At 70.8% G+C, this 19,860-nt stretch carries 16 protein-coding genes and 1 riboswitch; of the genes, 11 read left to right on the top strand and 5 right to left on the bottom strand.

Annotated elements, in window-relative coordinates; genetic code table 11:
* Positions 1–49 precede the first annotated feature (49 nt).
* From ribD to D8Y23_RS08830, 7 genes are all read left to right on the top strand, one after another.
* Positions 50–1,081, top strand: coding sequence for a bifunctional diaminohydroxyphosphoribosylaminopyrimidine deaminase/5-amino-6-(5-phosphoribosylamino)uracil reductase RibD (gene ribD, locus D8Y23_RS08860; protein WP_128217793.1), 1,032 nt, complete (start codon positions 50–52; stop codon positions 1,079–1,081).
* Complete coding sequence (locus D8Y23_RS08855; RefSeq protein ID WP_128217792.1) at positions 1,081–1,737, top strand: riboflavin synthase; 657 nt, start codon at positions 1,081–1,083, stop codon at positions 1,735–1,737. The genes ribD and D8Y23_RS08855 overlap by 1 nt, the downstream gene beginning before the upstream one ends.
* Complete coding sequence (gene ribA, locus D8Y23_RS08850; protein WP_128217791.1) at positions 1,734–3,002, top strand: GTP cyclohydrolase II; 1,269 nt, start codon at positions 1,734–1,736, stop codon at positions 3,000–3,002. Before D8Y23_RS08855 ends, ribA begins: the two co-directional genes overlap by 4 nt.
* Positions 3,002–3,475 (top strand): 6,7-dimethyl-8-ribityllumazine synthase, encoded by a 474-nt coding sequence (gene ribH, locus D8Y23_RS08845; protein ID WP_128217790.1) that lies wholly within the window; start codon positions 3,002–3,004, stop codon positions 3,473–3,475. The genes ribA and ribH overlap by 1 nt, the downstream gene beginning before the upstream one ends.
* Positions 3,476–3,558: 83 nt before the next feature.
* Positions 3,559–3,912 (top strand): Fe-S protein, encoded by a 354-nt coding sequence (locus tag D8Y23_RS08840; protein WP_128217789.1) that lies wholly within the window; start codon positions 3,559–3,561, stop codon positions 3,910–3,912.
* A 178-nt stretch (positions 3,913–4,090) separates the two neighbouring features.
* The gene (locus D8Y23_RS08835; RefSeq protein ID WP_128217788.1) at positions 4,091–5,542 is read left to right on the top strand and encodes an MFS transporter; all 1,452 of its coding nucleotides are present in this window, start codon (positions 4,091–4,093) and stop codon (positions 5,540–5,542) included.
* Between the two features lie 144 nt (positions 5,543–5,686).
* The gene (locus tag D8Y23_RS08830; RefSeq protein WP_128217787.1) at positions 5,687–7,567 is read left to right on the top strand and encodes an ABC transporter ATP-binding protein; all 1,881 of its coding nucleotides are present in this window, start codon (positions 5,687–5,689) and stop codon (positions 7,565–7,567) included.
* 248 nt (positions 7,568–7,815) lie between these two features.
* Here D8Y23_RS08830 and D8Y23_RS08825 read toward each other — a convergent pair whose 3' ends face one another.
* Positions 7,816–9,693 (bottom strand): phosphoenolpyruvate carboxykinase (GTP), encoded by a 1,878-nt coding sequence (locus D8Y23_RS08825; protein WP_128217786.1) that lies wholly within the window; start codon positions 9,691–9,693, stop codon positions 7,816–7,818.
* A 117-nt stretch (positions 9,694–9,810) separates the two neighbouring features.
* Between D8Y23_RS08825 and D8Y23_RS08820 the strand changes: the two genes are divergently transcribed.
* Positions 9,811–11,259, top strand: coding sequence for an XRE family transcriptional regulator (locus D8Y23_RS08820; protein ID WP_128217785.1), 1,449 nt, complete (start codon positions 9,811–9,813; stop codon positions 11,257–11,259).
* Positions 11,260–11,323: 64 nt separating this feature from the next.
* On the opposite strand, the gene D8Y23_RS08815 is transcribed toward D8Y23_RS08820, so the two are convergent.
* On the bottom strand, positions 11,324–12,796 hold the full coding sequence (locus D8Y23_RS08815; protein ID WP_128217784.1) for an NAD-dependent succinate-semialdehyde dehydrogenase: 1,473 nt from the start codon (positions 12,794–12,796) through the stop codon (positions 11,324–11,326).
* 326 nt (positions 12,797–13,122) lie between these two features.
* On the opposite strand from D8Y23_RS08815, the gene D8Y23_RS08810 reads away from it, so the two are divergent.
* The gene (locus tag D8Y23_RS08810) at positions 13,123–14,769 is read left to right on the top strand and encodes a thiamine pyrophosphate-binding protein (RefSeq protein WP_128217783.1); all 1,647 of its coding nucleotides are present in this window, start codon (positions 13,123–13,125) and stop codon (positions 14,767–14,769) included.
* A gap of 53 nt (positions 14,770–14,822) precedes the next feature.
* Here D8Y23_RS08810 and D8Y23_RS08805 read toward each other — a convergent pair whose 3' ends face one another.
* From D8Y23_RS08805 to glyA, 3 genes are all read right to left on the bottom strand, one after another.
* Positions 14,823–15,317 (bottom strand): cytochrome C5, encoded by a 495-nt coding sequence (locus D8Y23_RS08805; protein WP_128217782.1) that lies wholly within the window; start codon positions 15,315–15,317, stop codon positions 14,823–14,825.
* 99 nt (positions 15,318–15,416) lie between these two features.
* The gene (locus tag D8Y23_RS08800) at positions 15,417–16,301 is read right to left on the bottom strand and encodes a bifunctional methylenetetrahydrofolate dehydrogenase/methenyltetrahydrofolate cyclohydrolase (protein ID WP_128217781.1); all 885 of its coding nucleotides are present in this window, start codon (positions 16,299–16,301) and stop codon (positions 15,417–15,419) included.
* A 202-nt stretch (positions 16,302–16,503) separates the two neighbouring features.
* A complete protein-coding gene (gene glyA / locus D8Y23_RS08795; protein WP_128217780.1) occupies positions 16,504–17,778 on the bottom strand; it encodes a serine hydroxymethyltransferase in 1,275 nt (424 codons plus the stop codon).
* A 57-nt stretch (positions 17,779–17,835) separates the two neighbouring features.
* Positions 17,836–17,921: riboswitch (ZMP/ZTP riboswitch) on the bottom strand.
* Positions 17,922–18,014: 93 nt separating this feature from the next.
* Between glyA and D8Y23_RS08790 the strand changes: the two genes are divergently transcribed.
* Positions 18,015–18,401 carry a YrdB family protein gene (locus D8Y23_RS08790; RefSeq protein ID WP_205796965.1) on the top strand — a complete coding sequence of 129 codons (387 nt, stop codon included), beginning with the start codon at positions 18,015–18,017 and terminating at the stop codon, positions 18,399–18,401.
* Positions 18,398–19,762, top strand: coding sequence for an FAD-binding oxidoreductase (locus D8Y23_RS08785; RefSeq protein ID WP_128217779.1), 1,365 nt, complete (start codon positions 18,398–18,400; stop codon positions 19,760–19,762). The genes D8Y23_RS08790 and D8Y23_RS08785 overlap by 4 nt, the downstream gene beginning before the upstream one ends.
* The last annotated feature ends 98 nt before the right edge of the window (positions 19,763–19,860 follow it).

Here is a 19,860-nt window from a genome sequence, read left to right as displayed (position 1 = left end):
CCGCGCCACCCTGCGCTCCTGCCCCGTTCATGAGGGGAAGGACAGGGAAATGGCATCCGCCGCCGAAACAGACGCCATGCGCCGCGCGCTGCGTCTCGCGCGGAACGGCCCCCGCGGTCTCAACCCCCAGGTCGGCGCCGTGATCCTCTCCCCCTCCGGCGACGTGCTGGCCGAGGGGTACCACCGCGGCGCCGGCACGCCCCACGCGGAGGTCGACGCGCTGTCGAAGCTCGCGCCCGGCGAGGCCCGCGGCACGACGGCCGTGGTCACCCTCGAACCCTGCAACCACACCGGACGCACCGGGCCCTGCGCGGTCGCCCTGCTCGAGGCCGGGGTCGCGCGCGTCGTGTACGCCCTCGACGACCCGACGGATGCCGCTTCCGGCGGGGCCGACCGGCTCCGCAACGGTGGCGTGGACGTCGAGGCGGGCCCCGAGCGCGAGGCTGCGACCGCGCTCGTGAGCGACTGGGTGCACCTGCACCGCACCGGCCGCCCCCGCGTGACCGTGAAGTGGGCGCAGAGCCTCGACGGGCGCGCCGCCGCGGACGACGGTTCCAGCCAGTGGATCACCGGTCCCGAAGCCCGCCGCGACGTCCACGCGCGCCGCGCGGCCGCCGACGCGATCCTCGCCGGAACCGGCACGGTGCTCGCGGACGACCCCGCGCTCACGGCTCGCGACGTGCACGGCACGCTCCTCGAGCACCAGCCGATCCCCGTGATCGTCGGCGAGACCGAGATCCCCGCGGACGCCGCCGTCCACCGCCACCCGCACACCCCCCTGTTCTTCCCGACCCGCGACCTCGCCACAGTCCTCGACGACCTCGGCGGGCGCGGCATCCAGACCGTGTTCGTCGAGGGCGGGCCCACCCTGGAGAGCGCCCTGGTGCGCGAAGGGCTGGCGGACGAGGTGCTGGTCTACGTCGCGCCCGTCCTTCTCGGCGGCTCCCGCCTCGCGCTCGGCGACCTCGGCGTGCCGGATATCGCGTCCGCGCGGCGGCTCGGGGTGGCATCCATCGACATCCTCGGCGACGACATCCGCGTCGTCGCCCGTCCCGTCCACGACACCCAGGGAGAATCCTGATGTTCACCGGAATCGTCGAAGAGATCGGCGAGATCACCGCGGTCGAGCCCGCCGGCGACGGCGTGCGCGTGACCGTGACGGCGCCGCTGTCCGTGTCGGATGCCGGCCACGGCGACTCGATCTCGGTCAGCGGCGTGTGCCTCACCGTCGTCGACCAGGGACCGGACTGGTTCACCGCCGACGTGATGAAGCAGACCCTGGACATGTCTACGCTCGCGGGCGTCGGCCCCGGTCGCGCGGTCAATCTCGAGCGCGCGACCGCCGCACACGGTCGCCTCGGCGGCCACATCGTGCAGGGCCACATCGACGGCACCGGTGTCGTCCGCGAGGTGCGACCCGGCGCGCAGTGGAGCGTCGTTCGCATCGGCATCCCTCCGCATCTCGCTCCGCTCGTGGTCGACAAGGGCTCCATCGCGATCGACGGCGTCTCGCTGACCGTGAGCGCGGTGAGCGACGCCGCCGACCCCGAGCCGTGGCTCGAGGTGTCGCTCATCCCCGAGACGCTCGAGGCGACGACCCTCGGCCGCGCTGAAGCGGGCTCTCCCGTGAACCTCGAGACCGACATCCTGGCCCGGCACGTGCAACGCCTGCTGGCCTTCCGCAGCACCGAGAATCCCGCGGCCGCGGCCGCATCGACCGAGAGGGGCTCCGCATGAGCCTGTCCACCATCCCCGAGGCCCTCGAGGCCCTTCGCGCCGGACGACCGATCCTCGTCGCGGACGACGAGAACCGCGAGAACGAGGGCGATGTCGTCATCTCGGCGCAGCTCGCGACGCCCGAGTGGCTGGCCTGGACCGTGCGCTGGTCCAGCGGGTACGTCTGCGCCCCCATGCCCGCGGATTGGGCCGACCGCCTCGATCTGCCCCCCATGGTGGAGGTCAACCAGGACGCCCGCGGCACGGCATACACCGTGAGCGTCGACGCGGCGGAGGGCGTCGGTACCGGTATCAGCGCCGCGGACCGCGCGCACACCCTCAACGTCCTCGCGAACCCCGAGTCGGTGCCGTCGAGCCTCATCCGCCCCGGACACGTGCTCCCGCTGCGGGCCGTCGATGGCGGCGTGCGCGAGCGCGCGGGGCACACCGAGGCGGCCGTCGACCTCATGCGCCTCGCGGGCCTCGAGCCGGTCGGCGCGATCGCGGAGGTCGTCGCCGAGGACGGCAGCATGATGCGCCTGCCCGGCCTCCTGGAGCTCGGCGAGCGCGACGGCGTCCCCGTCGTGACGATCGAGCAGCTCATCGCCCACCTGAACGAGACCGAGCCCGTCACCGCGACCCCGGTGCCACGTCGCCGCGTGAGCCTGCGCGCCGAGGCCAACGTGCCGACCTCGCACGGGACGTTCCGCTTCCTCGCGTACAAGGACCGGATCACCGGCACCGATCACATCGCGGTCGTGTCCGGCGAGATCACCGACGAAGCCCCCCTCGTGCGCGTGCACTCGGAGTGCCTGACCGGTGAAGCGTTCGGCTCGCTCAAGTGCGAGTGCGGTCCCCAGTTGGAGGCCGCGCTCGACACGATCGACCGCGAGGGTGGCATCGTCATCTACATGCGCGGCCACGAGGGTCGCGGCATCGGCCTCATCAACAAGCTGCGCGCGTACAGTCTGCAGGAGCGAGGCCTGGACACGGTGGATGCCAACCTGGCCCTGGGCCTGCCCGCCGACGCGCGCGACTACGCCGCCGCCGCCGGCATTCTGGCCGACCTGGGAGTCGAGCGGGTGCGTCTGCTGACCAACAACACCGACAAGGTCGCGCAGCTGCGCGGCTTCGGTCTCGACGTCGTCGAGCAGGTTCCCCTGCTCGTGGGTGTCGGCCCCAACAACCACCAGTACCTCGAGACGAAGCGCGACCGGATGGGTCACATCATCGCCGAGGACGATCTGCGCGACGCGCTCGCGCACATGAAGGAAGGACTCGTCTGATGGCGGGAAGCGGAGCACCCGAGACCGGCGGCATCGACGCGACGGGACTGAACGTCGTCGTCGTCGCCGGCACGTGGCACGAGGTCATCACGGATGGACTGATCGCCGGAGCGAAGCGGGTCCTGGATGCCACGGGCGCGATGTACCGCGTCGTGCGCGTGCCGGGCTCGTTCGAGCTGCCCGTCGCCGCGGTCGCGGCGTTCGAGGGCGGGGCCGACGCCGTCGTGGCGCTCGGCGTGATCATCCGCGGCGGAACCCCGCACTTCGAGTACGTCTCGTCGGCCGCGACCGACGGCCTCACCCGGGTCGCGATCGACGCGGGCAAGCCCGTCGGGTTCGGCGTGCTGACCCTCGACGACGAGCAGCAGGGCCTGGACCGCGCCGGCCTCGAGGGCTCGAAGGAGGACAAGGGCGCCGAAGCGGCCGACGCCGCCCTCCGCACCGCCCTGGTCCTGCGCGACCTCCGCGGCTGAACCGTCCCGCACGGCGCGCCTCGCCGCACCGGTGAGGTGCGCCTTGCTGGCGCCGCGAGCGTGGCATCCCTAGGGTGACGGGCATGGAGATCCTGCGCCACCTCGTCGTTCTGATCCACCTGATCGGGTTCGCCACCCTGTTCGGCGCCTGGATCGTCGAGGCCGTCGCGCGTCGCGTGCAGGTCACGCGGCTCATGAGCTACGGCCTGCTGATCTCGCTCGTGACGGGCCTCATCCTGGCCGCCCCGTGGGGCATCGAGTACGACCTGAACTACACGAAGATCGCCGTGAAGCTCGTCGTCCTCGTCGTCATCGGCGCCCTCCTCGGCATCGGATCGGCCCGTCAGAAGCGCACCGGCGCGGTCCCGCCCATCCTGTTCTGGCTGGTGGGGCCGCTCACGCTCCTGAACGCCGCCCTCGCGGTCCTCTGGCGCTGACGCGACCGGCCCGCCGGGGTCCCGCGGCGGGCGCATAGAATGGAAGGTCTGGACCCACACCCGGGTCCCACCCGGTGCCCCCCGCCGCGCGCCCGGACGCGCTGACCCGCGCGTCCGTATCACGCCACCGCTGCGCCCCCACGACGGACGCGATCGCTCGATTTCTCGTCAGGCAGTCATGACCTCCTCCTCCCCCACCGTCCGCTCGTCGTCGGCCCCCGCCAATCCCCGCTCGCGTGTCATCACCGCGAGCCTCATCGGCACGACGATCGAGTTCTACGACTTCTACGCGTACGCCACCGCGGCGGTGCTCGTCTTCCCCATCCTCTTCTTCCCGACCGGCAACGAGACCACCTCTCTCCTGCTCTCGTTCAGCGTCTTCGGCGCCGCGATGGTCGCGCGTCCCCTCGGCGCGGTCGTGTTCGGACACTTCGGCGACCGGTTCGGTCGTAAGGCCACGCTCGTGGCATCCCTCCTCACGATGGGGATTGCGACGTTCCTCATCGGCTGCCTCCCGACCTACAACGACATCGGCGTGTGGGCGGCCGTCCTGCTGCTGATCATGCGTCTCGCGCAGGGCTTCGCCCTCGGCGGCGAGTGGTCGGGCGCGGCACTGGTGGCGACCGAGAACGCCCCCAAGGGCAAGCGCGCCTGGTACGGCACGTTCCCGCAGTTGGGGGCGCCCATCGGCTTCATCATCGCCAACGGTGTCTTCCTGGTCATCAACTTCGCGCTCCCGCACCCCGACGGCACCGCCCAGCGCTCCGCCGAGTTCCTGGAGTGGGGCTGGCGCATCCCGTTCCTGTTCTCGGCCGTGATGGTCATCGTGGGCCTCTGGGTCCGCCTGAAGCTCGTCGAGAGCGAGTCGTTCGCGAAGGCCGAGAAGAGCGGCGTGATCCGCAAGTTCCCCCTCGGGGAGGTCATCCGCCGCAACTGGGTGCAGCTGATCCTCGGCACGTTCATCATGCTGGCGACCTACGTGCTCTTCTACCTGATGACGAGCTTCACGCTGTCGTACGGCACGAAGCCGACGCTCGAGGGCGCCGCAGCCGCGGCCGAGCAGGCCGGCACCGAGTTCGACGCGGCCACCTTCGTGCCGGGCCTCGGGTTCGGCTACACCGACTTCGTCATCATGCAGATCATCGGCGTCGTGTTCTTCGGCATCTTCACGATGCTGTCCGGGCCCCTCGCCGACCGGTTCGGCCGCAAGCGTCTACTCACCGGTGTCACGATCGCGATCATCCTGTTCGGTCTGACGTTCGCGTTCTTCCTGCTGCCGCAGGCGGACGCCGGCCTCACGCGTGTCTACGTGCAGGCGTTCCTCATCATCGGATTCCTGCTCATGGGCACGACGTTCGGCCCGATGGGTGCCGTGCTGCCCGAGCTGTTCCCCACGAACACCCGGTACACGGGCTCGGCGATCTCGTACAACGTGTCGTCGATCCTCGGCGCGGCCCTCGCCCCGATCGTCGCGGTCGCGCTGTGGGCCGCCGGCGGCGGCAACCCGTGGCTCGTCGGCGTGTACCTGTCGGTCATGGGCGTGCTGACCCTCATCGCGGTGACCCTGTCGCCCGAGACGAAGGACGTCGACTACGACGACAACCTCGCCGCAGGAGCGACCGCTCCGTAGACCCGCACCGGCGGACGAATGGATGCCACGGGGCCCCGGCCTCGTGGCATCCGTCGTTCTCCTGCCGTGCGACGGTCGGTGCGTCCCCCGGCGTCGGCCGAGCGGGGTACGGTCGAAGAACCCCGTTCTTCTCCTGAGGTGAGCATGTCTCTTCCCGCTCCCGCCCGTGGCCGCCGCGGTCGCCGCGACGCCGAGGGCCCGCGCGCGTCCGTCCGTCAGTTGCTGCCGTTCCTGCGCGAACACACGCGCGCGCTCGTCGTCGTCGCGGTGCTGAGCATCCTCGGCGCCGGCGCCACACTGGTGCAGCCTCTTCTGGTGGGCCAGGTCATCGCGCGCGTGCAGGAGTCGGTCCCGCTCGGGGCGCTCGTGTGGCTGCTGATCGGCTTCGTGATCCTGTCGTCGATCATCTCGGGCTACCAGCACTACCTCCTGCAGCGCACCGGCACGGCTGTCGTCTACTCCAGCCGCCGGAGGCTCATCTCGCGGATCCTGCGCCTGCCCATCAGCGAGTTCGACGCGCGGCGCACGGGCGACCTCGTCTCGCGCGTCGGCACCGACACCACGTTGCTGTATGCGGTCCTCACGCAGGGACTCGCGGATGCCGTCGGCAACGCGCTCATCCTCGTCGGGGCGATCGTGGCGATGGCGTTCATCGACCCGTTGCTCCTCGGCCTCATCGTGGTCGTGCTCGGTGTATCCATCGCGACGGTCGGCATCCTCAGCACGCGCATTCGCGCCGCCTCCGCGGCGCAGCAGGCCAAGGTCGGCGAGCTGGCGTCCGGAGTGGAACGGGCGGTCGGGTCGATCCGCACGATCCGCGCCGCGGGCGCGACCGAGCGCGAGGTCGCCTCGGTCACCGGGGCGGCGACCGAGGCGTACGACGCGGGCGTTCGGATCGCGAAGGTCTCGGCGCTCATCGTCCCGGTCGCCGGGATCGCCCTGCAGGCGTCGCTGCTGGTCGTGCTCGGCGTGGGCGGGTTCCGCGTGGCATCCGGAGCGATCGACGTCGCCGCTCTCGTCACGTTCGTGATCTTCCTGTTCCTCCTCATCCAGCCGCTCGCGTCCGCGATCGGGGCGATCACGTCGGTCAACCAGGCTCTCGGTGCGCTCGGGCGCATCCAGGAGGTGCTCGACCTCCCCCTCGAAGACGATGCCGACCAGCCCCGGGCCACCGAAGCGGGGACGGATGCCGCGGCGATCGAGTTCCGCGACGTGCGGTTCCGCTACCCCGATCACGTCGTCCAGGCGCGCGAGGCCGCGGCGAAGGAGGCGCGCTCCGTACTCGCGCAGGCGCACCTCGATCGCGCCGCCGACGAGACCACGACCGGAGTCGAGGAGACGGAACGAGAGGTCCTGCGCGGCGTATCGTTCACCGTTCCGCGCGGATCCCGCGTCGCGCTCGTGGGCCCGTCGGGCGCCGGGAAGAGCACCGTGCTCTCGCTGGTCGAGCGGTTCTACGACCCGACGGGGGGCGCAATCCTCGTCGACGGGATCGACGCACGCGAGCTCCCCCGCGAGGCGCTGCGCGCTCGGTTCGGCTACGTCGAGCAGGACGCCCCGACGCTGGCCGGCACGATCGCCGACAACCTGCGTCTGGCCTCGCCCGAGGCATCCGACGCCGACTGCGAGCGGGTACTGCGGGCGGTCAACCTCGGCGACGTGCTGGAGCGCAGCCCGCTCGGGGTCGACGCCCCGGTCGGCGAAGACGGCGTCATGCTCTCCGGCGGCGAGCGTCAGCGGCTCGCGATCGCCCGAGCACTGCTGGCCGCACCCCCGGTGCTCCTGCTGGACGAGTCCACGTCGTCGCTCGACGGGGTCAACGAACAGCGCATGCGTGAGGCGATCGACGCCGTCGCCACCGGGCGCACGCTGCTGGTCATCGCGCATCGCCTGTCCACGGTCGTCGACAGCGACCTCATCGTCGTGCTCGAGAACGGGCGGGTGGTCGGCCAGGGCACGCACAGCGATCTCGTGGCATCCGTCCCCCTCTACCGCGAGCTCGCGAAGCACCAGCTCCTGGTGTGAGCGTGCGTCGCGGCTGCGAGCCCGGCGGTGTGCCGAGACTGCATCCGCGTGACATCTCGGTTGCAGCCTGCCGCTGTTTCGTCAGGCGCGTGCAGTCTCGCGGAACGAGGCGACCGCGGCCACGGTGTCCACCGGCCCCTCCCTGGTACGAAGGACGACGCCCCTCCCGCGCGCCAAGAGCAGGGAGGGGCGTCGAGTTCGCGCTCGGCCCGCGCGCGACACGGCGGGCGGGGCGAGCGGGTCGAGGGCTACGCGCGCTGGAGGCGGTAGCGGAGGGCGGCGAGTTCGGCGCGAAGAGCGGCCGGGAGGTGGGTGCCGAACGTGTCGTAGAACTTCTCGGTGAGATCGGCCTCGGCCAGCCACGACTGCGTGTCGATGGCGAACAGTTCGGCGAGGTCGGCCTCGGGGAGGTCGAGACCCGAGAGGTCGAGGTCCTCGACGCGCGGCAGGCGGCCGATGGGGCTGTCGACGGCCTCCACCTGACCGTCGACGCGACGGATGATCCAGTCGATCACCCGCGCGTTGTCGCCGAAGCCCGGCCACAGGAACCGTCCGTCGTCACCCTTGCGGAACCAGTTGACCTGGAAGATGCGCGGTGCGCGGTCGAAGCGTAGCTGCTGACCGACCTTCAGCCAGTGGCCGAAGTAGTCGCCCATGTTGTACCCGCAGAAGGGCAGCATCGCGAACGGGTCGCGCCGGAGTTCGCCGACCGTTCCCTCCTGCGCGGCCGTCTTCTCGCTCGACACCGTCGAGCCCAGGAACACGCCGTGCGACCAGTCCGTGGCCTCGAGGACGAGCGGCACGTTCGTGGCGCGGCGGCCGCCGAACAGGATGACGTCGAGCGGAACGCCCTCGGGGGTCTCCCAGTCGTCGGCGATCTGCGGGCACTGAGCGGCCGCGACGGTGAAGCGCGAGTTCGGGTGCGCGGCGGGGCGACCCGACGCGGGGGTCCAGTCGTTGCCCTCCCAGTCGATGAGGTGCGGCGGGGCCTCGTCCGTGAGCCCCTCCCACCAGACGTCGCCATCGGGACGCAGTGCGACGTTCGTGAAGATCGTGTTGCCCCACAGCGTCTCGACCGCCGTGACGTTCGTGGACTCGCCCGTGCCGGGTGCGACGCCGAAGAAGCCGGCCTCGGGGTTGATGGCCCACAGGCGTCCGTCCTCGCCCGGGCGGATCCAGGTGATGTCGTCGCCGAGCGTCTCGACCCGCCACCCGGGGATTGTCGGGCGGAGCATCGCGAGGTTGGTCTTGCCGCACGCCGAGGGGAACGCCGCCGCGACGTGGTAGGCCTTGCCCTTCGGGTCGATCACGCGGATGAGCAGCATGTGCTCGGCGAGCCAGCCCTCGTCGCGGCCGATCACCGAGGCGATACGCAGCGCGAAGCACTTCTTCGCCAGGATCGCGTTGCCGCCGTACCCCGAGCCGAACGACCAGACCTCGAGCGTGTCGGGGAACTGCACGATGTACTTCTCGTCGTTGCACGGCCACGCGACGTCCGCCTCGCCCGGAGCGAGCGGTGCCCCGACCGAGTGCACGGTCTTCACCCACGGCGCGCCCGCAGCGATCTGCTCGAGGACCGCGGTGCCGACGCGCGTCATGATGCCGATGGATGCCACGGCGTAGGCGCTGTCGGTGATCTGCACGCCGATGTGACTCAGGGGCCCGCCGACCGCTCCCATCGAGAACGGTACGACGTACATGGTGCGTCCGCGCATCGACCCCTCGAAGACGCCGTCCAGCGTCTGTCGGATCTCGGCCGGGGCGATCCAGTTGTTGGTGGGTCCGGCATCCTCTTCCCGCTCCGACGCGATGTAGGTGCGCGACTCCAGCCGGGCGACATCGCTCGGGTGCGAGCGGGCCAGGTACGACCCCGGCCGCCATTCGGGGTTGAGCTTGACGAGCTTGCCCTCGTCCACCATGTCGCGCAGGAGGGCGTCGTTCTCGGCCGCCGATCCGTCGACCCAGTGGATGCGGTCGGGCTGCGTGAGCGCGGCGACCTGATCGACCCAGGCCGTGAGGGCGGCGAGTCCGGGACCCTCGACGGACGGGCGGACGCCGTGCACGGGGCGGGACTGCGAGGCGGTGCGACCGGAGGGGCGTCCGGTGAAGATGTCGGCGAGTGCCATGTCGGTCTCCTCGATTGAGAGCGAATTTGGTGGTCTTCCTCCACTGTGCAACTCTCGGCGCCTACTTTCGTCGGCTTTGGCACGCAAGAATCCTCGATCTTTCGCTATCGTCAAGGAATGGCCTCGTCGTTGGAACTCACCACGCTCGGACACCGCATCCGCCATCACCGTGTGGCGCGCGGCTACACGCTCGACGAACTCGGCGCACTCGTCGGAGTCGCGGGCAGCCAGCTCAGCCTCATCGAGAACGGAAAGCGCGAGCCCAAGCTGTCGCTGCTGCAAGAGATCGCGCGCGCGACCGAGACCGAGGTCACCGAGCTGCTCTCGACCGAGCCGCCGAACCGGCGGGCCGCTCTGGAGATCGAGCTCGAGCGCGCGCAATCGAGCCCGTTCTTCCGGCAGCTCGGCATCCCTGCGATCAAGGTCAGCAAGGGCACGAGCGACGAGACGATCGAGGCGGTCCTCGGGCTCCACCGGGAACTGCAGCGCCGCGAGCGCGAGACCATCGCGAGCCCCGAAGAGGCCCGGCGGGCGAACACCGAGCTGCGCCTGCGCATGCGCGGGATCGACAACCACCTCCCCGACATCGAGGGGCTCGCCGAGAAGCAGCTCAAAGCTGCGGGCCACACCTCCGGGGCGCTCACGCACCGCACCGTGAGCATCATGGCCGAGCAGCTGGGGTTCGAGCTCATCTACGTCGCCGACCTCCCCCACTCGGCGCGCTCGGTGACCGACCTCGAGAACGGACGCATCTACCTCCCCCCGGCATCCATTCCCGGCGGGCACGGGCTGCGGTCGATGGCGCTGCAGGCCATGGCGCACCGCCTCCTCGGACACCGTCCGCCCACCGACTACGCCGACTTCCTCCAGCAACGACTTGAGATCAATTACTACGCCGCGTGCTGCCTGATGCCCGAGACGAACTCCGTCGCGTTCCTCGCGCAGGCGAAGAAGGACCGCAACCTCGCCGTCGAGGACTTCCGCGACGCGTTCGGCGTGACGCACGAGGCCGCCGCGATGCGCATGACGAACCTCTCGACGACGCATCTCGGCATCCGGTTGCACTTCCTGCGGGTCGACGGCGACGGGGCCATCTCGCGCGTCTACGAGAACGACGGCCTTCCGCTGCCGACCGACGTGACCGGGTCGGTGGAAGGACAGATCATCTGCAAGAAGTTCTCGGCCCGCTCCGCCTTCGACGAGCACAATCGCACGACCGAGCACTACCAGTACACCGACACCCCCGCCGGAACCTTCTGGTGCTCGACCCAGACGGGCACGACCTCGGACGGCGACTTCTCGATCACCGTGGGCGTTCCGTTCGACGATGCCCGGTGGTTCCGCGGGCGAGAGACGACGACGCGCGGAGTCTCGCGCTGCCCCGACGAGTCGTGCTGCCGCCGCCCCGACACCGAGGCCGCCGCACGCTGGCAGGGCAAGGCGTGGCCGAGCGCTCGCGTGCACCGGCACATGTTTTCACCGCTCCCCCGCGGCATGTTCCCCGGGGTCGACGACGCCGAGGTGTTCGCGTTCCTGGACCGCCACGCCTCCCCCGCCGACGCGTGAGAGAAAGACGGATGCCACGACACCGACGCTCGGACGAGAGCGCGGGGTCGTGGCATCCGGTGTGTCAGGCGTAGGGGTTCGCCGTCAGCGTGTACTTCGTCTGCAGGTACTCGTGAATGCCCTCGTCGCCGCCCTCGCGGCCGAGGCCGGACTGCTTCCAGCCGCCGAAGGGCGCCGCAGCGTTGGAGACGACGCCGACGTTGAGGCCCATCATCCCGGTCTCGAGCTTGTCGATCATGCGCTGACCGCGGGCGAGCGACTCCGTGAAGACGTAGGAGACGAGACCGTACTCGGTGTCGTTGGCGATGCGCACGGCCTCGTCCTCGGTGTCGAAGGGGACGATCGCGAGCACCGGCCCGAAGATCTCCTCGCGGAGGATCTCGCTGCCCGGCTGGACGTCGGACACGACGGTGGGTTCGAAGAACGTTCCGGGGCCGTCGATGGGCGCGCCGCCGGTCGTGACCACGGCGCCGCGCTCGACGGCATCCCCCACGAGCGTCTTCGCCTTGTCGACCGCGCGGTCATCGATCAGCGGCCCGATCTGCACGCCCTCGTCGGTGCCGCGGCCGATCTTCAGGCCCTGGACACGTTCGGTGACGCGACGCGTGAACTCCTCCACGACCGATCGCTGCACGATGAAGCGGTTCGCCGCGGTGCACGCCTGGCCGATGTTGCGGAACTTCGCGAGCATCGCCCCTTCGACCGCCTTGTCCAGGTCGGCGTCGTCGAAGACCACGAACGGAGCGTTGCCGCCGAGCTCCATGGACGTGCGCAGAACGCCCGGGGCGGCCTGCTGCAGCAGCTTCACGCCGACCGGGGTCGACCCGGTGAACGACAGCTTCCGCAGCCGCGGGTCGGAGATGATGCGCTCAGAGACGGGGCCGGTGCTCGTGGTCGTCACGACGTTGACGACGCCCGCCGGCACACCGGCATCCTGCAGGATCTGCGCGAAGAACAGCGTCGTGAGCGGCGTGAGGGTCGCGGGCTTGATGACGACGGTGCAGCCGGCGGCGAGCGCGGGCGCGATCTTGCGCGTCGCCATGGCGAGCGGGAAGTTCCACGGGGTGATGAGGTAGCAGGGACCCACGGGGTGCTGCGAGACGATCATGCGACCGGTACCTTCGGGGTTCGCGCCGTAGCGGCCCTGCGTGTGGGCGGTGACCTCGCTGAACCAGCGCAGGAACTCGCCGCCGTAGCCGACCTCGCCACGAGCCTCGGCGAGGGGCTTGCCCATCTCGAGGGTCATCAGGAGCGCGACGTCCTCCTTGCGCTCCTGCAGCAGGTCGAACGCGCGACGGAGGATCTCGGCACGCTCGCGCGCCGGGGTCGCCGCCCAGGACGGGAACGCCTCGGCCGCGGCATCCATCGCGGCGACGCCGTCGGCGACCGAGGCGTCGGCGATCTCGCGGATGACCTCACCGGTCGCGGGGTCGCTGACCTCGACGGTCTTGCCGCCTTCGGCATCGCGCCATTCCCCGTTGATCAACAGGCCGGTCGGTACGGATGCCAGCAGTTCGCTCTCGCGCGAATCGGTCATGGGTCCTCCTGGGTCGGTGCGGGTCTCCCCGCTCATTCTTGGTCAGCGCGGGAGGCGCTGCCGATATACGCCGCGTACAAGTGGGCGCGCTCCGTCGCCGCAAAGGCCAGGCTCCGCCCCGACGCCCTGCCGATCCCTCAGCGTGAGAAGCAAGATCCGTCGCCTCCGGGGTGGGTGAGGCGACGAATCGTGGCGACTCGTGCGAGCTAGACTGACCCGGTCAGGCGCACGGGGCGTGCGTCGCTGCTCGAAAAAAGGGCACGTAGCGGGCATTCGCGAGACACATACGGCATCCATTCCGTCCGTGTCGAAAGGCGTCCTTCGTCATGCCCACCGTCTCCGCGCACGTCGCGCACACCCTCGCCCGCCACATCGACACCGTCTTCGGAGTCATGGGCAACGGCAACGCGTACTTCCTCGACGCCCTCGGCCGCGACACCGCCTCCGGCTTCGTCGCCGTCCGGCATGAAGCGGCCGGGGTCGTCGCCGCCGACGCGCACTATCGGGCCTCCGGACGACTCGCCGCCGCGACCGCCACCTACGGTGCCGGATTCACGAACACTCTCACCGCCCTCGCGGAAGCCGTGCAGGCACGCACGCCGATCGTGCTCATCGTCGGTGACGAGCCGACCTCGGGCCCGCGCCCCTGGGGCGTCGACCAGATCGCGCTCGCGGCCGGCGTCGGTGCGCGCACCTACACCGTGGGTCATCGCGACGCCGCCGCCACGGTCGTCATCGCGATCGAGCACGCCCTCACGTACCGCCTGCCAGTGGTCCTCGGCATCCCGTACGACGTCGCGACGCGGGAGGCGGGCCCGGTCCCCGATGCCGCGGCCCCTCACGTCACACCGGAGCACCCGCCGCGCGGGGCCTACGCCGACGGTGTCATCGACGCGATCGTCGACGCCCTGGCGACCGCCGAGCGTCCGCTGCTGCTCGGCGGACGCGGAGCCTGGCTCGCGGGTGCCGGGGCGGTGCTCGGCGAGCTCGCGACCCTGACCGGTGCTCTCACCACCACCACGGCGCTCGGCCGCGGGCTGTTCCCCGACGCCGGGCGCGACCTCGGCGTCGCGGGCGGGTTCGGCGCAGTCGGCGCCATGGCGCTGGTGCGCGAGGCCGACGTGGCCGTCGTCTTCGGCGCCGCCCTCAACCAGTTCACGATGCGTTTCGGGGCGCTGTTCGCACCGGGGACGCGGGTATTCCAGGTCGACCTCGCGCCCACCGCGACACACCCGCACGTCGGCGGCTACGTCCGCGGCGACGCGGCCGAGGTCGCCGGCGAGATCGTGCGGCGCCTGCGTGTCCGCGGATCCGATCCCTCGACGTGGGGCAGTGGACTCGATCTCGAAGCCGCGCGCCGCCAGGCGCCGGGTACCGGCGTCGGACCCGACGGCCGCCTCGACCCGCGCACCGCGGCGGCCCGCATCGCCGAGCTGTTGCCCGCGGATCGCGTCGTCGTCTCGGACGGCGGACACTTCCTCGGCTGGTCCAACATGTACTGGCCCGTGGCCTCCCCCGACCGCAACCTCATGGTCGGCACCGCCTACCAGTCGATCGGGCTGGGCTTTCCGAGCGTGCCGGGTGCCGCGGTGGCCCGCCCGGACGCGACCATCGTGCTGACCACGGGCGACGGCGGCGGACTCATGGCGATCGCCGACCTCGAGACCGCGATCCGCGTCGCGCGCGGCCGCGGGCTCGCCGTGGTGTGGAACGACGCGCAGTACGGCGCGGAGGTCCTGAACTACGGCAGGAAGGGGCTGCACCCCGACCCGATGCTGATTCCCGAGGTCGACTTCGCGGCGGTCGCGCGCGGCCTCGGCGCCGAGGGAGTGATCGTCCGGGATGCCGACGACCTCGACGCCCTGGCATCCTGGGCCGCCCGCGACCCCGAGGACCGGCCGTTCCTGCTGCTCGATCTCCGCGTCAGCGCGGCGGTCGTGGCGCCGTTCTGGGAGGAGATCGCCGCGCAGTGACGCCGAGACATTCAGGGGGCCGGACGATCACGCCCGGCCCCCTTCGTCACGGGTCAGTCCTCGTCGTCGTCTTCCTCGTCCTCATCGTCGTCGTCGTCGCCGACGATCTCGATGTCCTCGACCTCGAGCTCCGGGGTGAGCTGCACGTGCACGAGCGCGTCGGGGAACGACATTGCTCCGGCGAACACCACGATGATCGCGTCGGCGAACACGCCGACGCCCACGGCCTCGAGGTCGGTACGCAGGTCGATCTCGCTGTCGACCTCGTCGTCCTCGAGCGCGTCCTCGATCTCGGTCACCACCTCGTCGACGATCGCACGCCAGCGGTCCTCGCTCACGGAGAGGATGTCCGACAGCGACGTCATGATCGCCTCGACGTCGGGCTCGTCCTCGTCGTCGATCTCGGGGTCGAGATCGACCTCCACCTCGACGCCCGCGGCATCCAGGTGGCCCAGTCCGACGACGGTGTCGTCATCGATGCTCGGCTCGTCGAGCAGGCCGCTCTCGGTGACGCGGCGGAGGAGGTCGTTCAGCACGGACTCAGTCATGAGACGACGATGCCACGTCGCGCGGATCGGCGCACCCCGCTGGCGTGTCGGGGCTCCGTGTGTTCAGGGCGCGTGCGCGCGTGGTTCACCTGCGACGGGTCAGAGTCCGGTCGCGCGCTCCGCGGCTTCGACGACGTTGGTCATCAGCAGCGCGACGGTCATCGGCCCCACCCCGCCCGGATTGGGCGAGAGGAACCCGGCGACCGCGGCCACGTCGGGGTGCACGTCGCCGTAGACGCGGTTCTTCCCCGTCTCGGGGTCGATCTCCCGGGTCACGCCCACGTCGAGCACCGCGGCACCGGGCTTGACGTCCTCGGCACGCACGATGTGCTTCACGCCCGCGGCCGCCACGATGACGTCGGCCTCACGCAGGTGCTTCGTCAGATCGGTCGTTCCGGTGTGCGTGAGGGTCACGGTCGCGTTGATCTCGCGGCGGGTCAGCAGCAGCCCGATCGAGCGGCCGATCGTGACGCCGCGGCCCACGACGACGACCTCCTTGCCCTTCAGGTCGTAGTCGTTGCGGAGCAGCAACTCGATGACACCGCGCGGCGTGCACGGCAGCGGCGTCGTGATGGGGGCGTTGACGTTCAGCACCAGGCGGCCGAGGTTCGTGGGGTGGAGGCCGTCGGCATCCTTCGCCGGATCGATGCGTTCGAGGATCGCGTCGGTGTCGAGGTGCTTCGGCAGCGGCAGCTGCACGATGTAGCCGTGACAGGCCGGGTCGGCGTTGAGGCCGTCGATCACCGCCTCGACCTCTTCCTGCGTCGACGCGGCGGGCAGCTCGACCTGGATCGAATTCATGCCGATCGCCTCGGACTGCTTGTGCTTCATGCCGACGTACAGCTGCGACGCCGGGTCGGCGCCGACGAGCACGGTGGCGATGCCTGGCACGATTCCGCGCTCGCGCAGCGCCGCGATCCGCTCGGCGAGCTCCGTCTTGATCGCCGCCGCCGCGGCCTTGCCGTCGAGAATCGTCGCCGTCATGGCATCCCTCTTCCTCTGAGATTGCGTGGGGGTGCTCGCGCCATAAACGCTCGGGGTCGGCCGAAACGCCGCGCCCGGGCGTTTGCGCTGAGCCGGAGCGTTTATGCGAGCAGTGCGCTGGCTCCGCCGGGGCGCTCGGTCCTGGAACACCGGATGCCAGGACCCGGCGCCGCAGAACGGGCGGCGCCGGGCCCCGGCGGGGTCACTGCTGCAGGCCGGGGTACAGCGGGAACGCCGCCGTCAGCGCGGCCACGCGGGTGCGCAACGCCTCGACGTCGGCGCCGGGGATCAGCGCGAGCGCGATGATGTCGGCCACCTCGGTGAACTCCGCGTCTCCGAACCCGCGCGTCGCGAGGGCCGGAGTTCCGATGCGCAGCCCGGACGTGACCATCGGCGGGCGCGGGTCGTTGGGGACGGCGTTGCGGTTGACCGTGATGTGGATCTCGTGCAGCAGGTCTTCGGCCTGCTTGCCGTCGATCTCGGCCTCGCGGAGGTCGACGAGCACGAGGTGCACGTCGGTGCCGCCCGAGCGCACGGCGATACCGGCGTTCTTCACGTCGTCCTGGGTGAGACGGTCGGCGAGGATCGCCGCTCCGCGGAGCGTGCGCTCCTGACGTTCCTTGAACTCGGGCGTCATCGCGAGCTTGAACGCCGTGGCCTTGGCGGCGATGACGTGCATGAGCGGGCCGCCCTGCTGACCGGGGAAGACCGCGGTGTTGATCTTCTTCGCGAGGTCGGGGTCGTTCGTGAGGATGAGGCCCGAGCGGGGTCCGCCGATCGTCTTGTGGACCGTGGTCGAGACGACGTGGGCGTGCGGGATGGGGCTCGGGTGCACACCGGCGGCCACGAGACCGGCGAAGTGCGCCATGTCGACCCACAGGAGGGCACCGACCTCGTCGGCGATCGCACGGAACGCGGCGAAGTCGAGCTGGCGCGGGTACGCCGACCACCCGGCGATGATGACCTTGGGCTTGTGCTCGACGGCGAGACGGCGGACCTCGTCCATGTCGATGATCGAGGTCTCGGGGTCGACCCCGTACGCGACGATGTCGTACAGACGGCCCGAGAAGTTGATTTTCATGCCGTGCGTCAGGTGACCGCCCTGGTCGAGCGCGAGACCGAGCAGCGTGTCGCCGGGACGGGCGATCGCGTGCAGGACGGCGGCGTTCGCGGACGCGCCGGAGTGCGGCTGGACGTTCGCGAAACCCGCGCCGAACAGCGCCTTCGCGCGCTCGATCGCGAGCTCCTCGGCGACGTCGACCTCTTCGCATCCGCCGTAGTACCGACGACCCGGGTAGCCCTCGGCGTACTTGTTGGTCAGAACGGACCCCTGCGACTGCAGCACCGAGACGGGGACGAAGTTCTCGGACGCGATCATCTCGAGATAGCCACGCTGGCGGTCGAGCTCGCGCTCGAGCACCTGGGCGATCTCGGGGTCGACCTCCGAGAGCGGGGCGGTGAAGTACGGATCGGTCATGCGATCTCCTTGACGATGGTTCCGGATGCCGCGGGCTCGGCGAGCCCGCGAAGATACCGCATCGACCCAGGCGTGCGGTCGAATACCGTCAAGCGGTCGCTCCCCGGTGGTTCCCCACCTCAACGCCAGTCGCGACCCCCTCACCCTACCGGGTCGCGCTGACACGCGCCCGGGCGTGTCGCTCGTGTGCGAAGGATCTCGGATGCCACGGCCCGCACCCCACGTAAAATGGCGGCGTGACCGATTCCCCGAACGTCCGCGCGCAGGCGCCCCTCGCCCCCGGTATGCGTCCGCGCCCGACGGCGGTCGAGATCGGCAGCGTGCTGTGCGGTGTCGCCGCGTTCGTGACCCTCGCGATCTGGGGCTTCACCGGCTGGCCCTTCCCCTGGAACATCGTCGCCGGGATCGGCGCCCCCGTCCTCGCGATCCTCGTGTGGGCGTTGTTCGTCTCGCCGCGCGCCGTCCTCGCGGTCCATCCGTTCATCCGCGCGATCGTCGAGCTGTTCGTCTACGCCGCGGCCACGATCGCCTGGTGGAGCATGGGGCAGGCCTGGATCGGACTGATCTTCGCCATCGTCGCCGTCACCTTCGGCGCCCTGAACGGCCGCCGGCGCCTGGCGTGAGCGCCGACGTCGTCGCGCTGCTGAGAGCAGAACTCGGCGATCGCGTCGACGTCTCCCCCGCCGCCCTCGCCGCGGCTCGGGCGGACAAGTCCGGGCACGCCGCGTCCGGCACTCCCCTCGCCGTCGTCCATGCGGCCTCCGTCGCCGACGTCCGGGCCGTGATGCGGACCGCGACGGCCACCCGCACCCCGGTGGTTCCGCGCGGCGCCGGCACCGGACTCGCGGGCGGCGCCAACACGGGCGGCGGCGAGATCTCGCTGTCTCTGCGCGCCATGGATCGCGTCCTTGAGATCCGCCCCGACGATCTGCTCACGGTGGTGGAGCCCGGCATCCTGAACGCCGATCTGAACGCCCTGCTCGAACCGCACGGGGTGTGGTGGGCGCCGGACCCCGCGAGTCGCGCCATCTCGACCGTGGGCGGCAACATCGCCACCGGCGCGGGAGGCCTGCTGTGCGCCAAGTACGGCGTCGTACGCGACGCGGTCCTCGGCGTCGACCTCGTCCTCGCCGACGGACGGCTGCTGCACCTCGGGCACCGCAGCGTCAAGGGCGTCACGGGCCTCGATCTGACCTCGCTCGTCATCGGCTCCGAAGGCATCCTCGGCGTCGTCGTCGGCGCGACGCTGAAACTCCGCCGCTTGATTGCGGGCGAACGCGTGACGCTGACCGCGCTCTTCGACGACGTGCGATCGGCGGCGGTGGCATCGGCCGCGGTCACGGTGTCCGGCATCCAGCCCGCGATCATGGAACTGATGGATGCCACGAGCCTCGCGGCCGTGCATCGCCTGCTGTCGCTCGCCCCGCCGCCCGCGGGCGCCGCCCAGCTGACGATCCAGACGGACGGCCCGACGGCAGCCGACGAGGCGCGCGGGATCGCCGAGGTGCTGCGCGGAGTTGGCGGCCGAGTCGCCGTCGCGGCCGACGACGTCGAGGGCGAGGCGCTGCTCGCGATCCGCCGCGCGCTCCATCCCGCCATGGAGACCCTGGGCACCACGCTCATCGAGGACATATCGGTGCCGCGCAGCGCTCTCCCCGCGATGTTCGACGCCATCGCGCGGATAGAGCGCGAGTACGGCCTCGTGATCCCCACGGTCGCCCACGCCGGCGACGGAAACCTGCACCCGAACTTCGTGTTCGACGGGCCCGACGTGCCGGCCGTCGTCTGGTCCGCGGCCGAGGATCTGTTCCGCGCCGCCCTCGACCTGGGCGGGACCCTGACCGGGGAACACGGCGTCGGGGTGCTCAAACGCCGCTGGCTCGCGGACGAGCTCGGCGACGACCAGTGGCGCCTGCAACGCGACATCGCGCGCGCGTTCGACCCGCTCGGCATCCTGAATCCGGGCAAGGTCTTCGCGAACTGAGCACCCCGGCGTCGGCGTGATGAGAACGTGACAAACCTCACGGGCGCGTCGCAGGGTGCCCCCTTAGCATGGAAAGACTGACTTATCGGGGGGATCAC

Origin of the sequence: Microbacterium enclense, from assembly GCF_004022425.1 — a bacterium.
GTDB lineage: Bacteria > Actinomycetota > Actinomycetes > Actinomycetales > Microbacteriaceae > Microbacterium > Microbacterium enclense_A.
Note: the sequence above shows the minus strand (reverse complement) of the source record. Positions and strands in the feature narration are given on the sequence as shown.

Coding starts and splice junctions, on each gene's coding strand:
- glyA (WP_128217780.1), bottom strand. CDS start 17,778: ATGACCGATCCGTACTTCACCGCCCCGCTCTCGGAGGTCGACCCCGAG.
- D8Y23_RS08855 (WP_128217792.1), top strand. CDS start 1,081: ATGTTCACCGGAATCGTCGAAGAGATCGGCGAGATCACCGCGGTCGAG.
- D8Y23_RS08810 (WP_128217783.1), top strand. CDS start 13,123: ATGCCCACCGTCTCCGCGCACGTCGCGCACACCCTCGCCCGCCACATC.
- ribD (WP_128217793.1), top strand. CDS start 50: ATGGCATCCGCCGCCGAAACAGACGCCATGCGCCGCGCGCTGCGTCTC.
- D8Y23_RS08835 (WP_128217788.1), top strand. CDS start 4,091: ATGACCTCCTCCTCCCCCACCGTCCGCTCGTCGTCGGCCCCCGCCAAT.
- D8Y23_RS08830 (WP_128217787.1), top strand. CDS start 5,687: ATGTCTCTTCCCGCTCCCGCCCGTGGCCGCCGCGGTCGCCGCGACGCC.
- D8Y23_RS08805 (WP_128217782.1), bottom strand. CDS start 15,317: ATGACTGAGTCCGTGCTGAACGACCTCCTCCGCCGCGTCACCGAGAGC.
- D8Y23_RS08820 (WP_128217785.1), top strand. CDS start 9,811: ATGGCCTCGTCGTTGGAACTCACCACGCTCGGACACCGCATCCGCCAT.
- ribH (WP_128217790.1), top strand. CDS start 3,002: ATGGCGGGAAGCGGAGCACCCGAGACCGGCGGCATCGACGCGACGGGA.
- D8Y23_RS08840 (WP_128217789.1), top strand. CDS start 3,559: ATGGAGATCCTGCGCCACCTCGTCGTTCTGATCCACCTGATCGGGTTC.
- ribA (WP_128217791.1), top strand. CDS start 1,734: ATGAGCCTGTCCACCATCCCCGAGGCCCTCGAGGCCCTTCGCGCCGGA.
- D8Y23_RS08800 (WP_128217781.1), bottom strand. CDS start 16,301: ATGACGGCGACGATTCTCGACGGCAAGGCCGCGGCGGCGGCGATCAAG.
- D8Y23_RS08825 (WP_128217786.1), bottom strand. CDS start 9,693: ATGGCACTCGCCGACATCTTCACCGGACGCCCCTCCGGTCGCACCGCC.
- D8Y23_RS08815 (WP_128217784.1), bottom strand. CDS start 12,796: ATGACCGATTCGCGCGAGAGCGAACTGCTGGCATCCGTACCGACCGGC.